Source organism: Pseudomonas sp. SDT291_1_S447 (genome assembly GCF_054070155.1).
Map to the genome: position 1 here is coordinate 1 of NZ_JBSVXS010000258.1, position 1,534 is coordinate 1,534.

1 protein-coding gene is annotated in these 1,534 nt (G+C 59.7%); it reads right to left on the bottom strand.

From position 1 onward, the window contains the following. Positions 1-22: 22 nt before the first annotated feature. Positions 23-1,447, bottom strand: a complete 1,425-nt coding sequence (locus ACW9IR_RS29355; protein WP_110721207.1) for a gamma-aminobutyraldehyde dehydrogenase — start codon at positions 1,445-1,447, stop codon at positions 23-25. Positions 1,448-1,534: the final 87 nt, after the last annotated feature.

Consider the following 1,534-nt stretch of genomic DNA (forward strand, 5'->3'; position numbering starts at 1 on the left):
GCAGGCTGCGATCTTTTCGCTGTTAATGCTTGAACATCACATGCCGAACCGTGGTGTAGTCCTCCAGCCCATACATGGACATGTCCTTGCCGTAACCGGACAATTTCTGACCGCCATGGGGCATTTCGCTGACAAGCATGAAGTGCGTATTCACCCACGTGCAGCCGTACTGCAAACGCGCCGACATGCGATGCGCACGTCCTACATCTGCCGTCCACACGGAGGAGGCGAGGCCGTAGTCCGAATCGTTGGCCCACTCCAGCGCCTGCGCTTCATCAGTAAATTTGGTCACCGAAACCACCGGCCCAAACACTTCGCGACGAACGATTTCGTCGTCCTGCTGCGCATCGGCCAGAACGGTTGGTTCAAAGAAGAAACCATTACCGTCGACAGCCTTGCCACCAGTGATCAAACGAATGTGCGACTGCGCCACGGCACGCTCGACAAACCCGGCCACACGGTCGCGATGTTGCGCGGTGATCAGCGGCCCCAGTTCAGTCGACGGATCATCCTGCAAGCCGTACTTGATGCTGCTGACCGCCGCGCCAAGCTTCTCGACGAACTTGTCGTAGATGCCCTGCTGCGCATAGATCCGGCACGCGGCTGTGCAGTCCTGCCCGGCGTTGTAAAAACCAAAGGTACGAATGCCTTCCACCGCCGCATCGATATCGGCGTCATCGAAGATGATCACCGGCGCCTTGCCGCCCAACTCCATGTGCATGCGTTTGACGCTGTCGGCAGTGCTGGAAATGATGTTGGCGCCTGTGGCGATGGAGCCGGTAAGCGAGACCATGCGCACTTTCGGGTGTGTGACCAACGGACTGCCAACGGTAGGCCCACGACCAAATACCAGATTGAGTACACCAGCCGGGAAGATTTCCGACGCCAGTTCGGCCAGACGCAACGCAGTCAGCGGGGTTTGTTCCGACGGCTTGAGCACCACGGTATTACCGGCCGCCAGTGCCGGGGCGATTTTCCAGGCGACCATCATCAGCGGGTAGTTCCATGGCGCGATCGAGGCGATCACACCCACCGGATCGCGGCGGATCATCGAGGTGTGGCCGGGCAGGTATTCGCCACCGGCCGAGCCGCTCATGCAACGGCTGGCGCCGGCGAAGAAACGGAACACGTCGGCAATCGCCGGGATCTCGTCGTTGAGCGCGGCGCTGTAGGGTTTGCCGCAGTTATCGGATTCCAGTTTGGCCAATTCTTCGCCGTGGGCTTCGATGGCGTCGGCGAGTTTGAGCAGCAGCAGCGAGCGGTCTTTCGGTGCAGTTTGCGACCAGTCGGCGAAGGCGTTGTCGGCGGCGCGCACGGCGGCATCGACCTGGGCTTCGCTGGCTTCGTTGATTTCTACCAGGACTTCGCCGAGCGAGGGATTGAGCACTGGTTGCGCCGGGCCTTCGCCGTTGACCAGTTGGCCGTTGATCAGGAGTTTGGTTTGCATGTCTGTTGTCCTCACTAACGCTTTTATTGTTCTGCCGAAACCGAACCCATGTAGGAGCTGCCGAAGGCTGCGATCTTTTGATGTTGC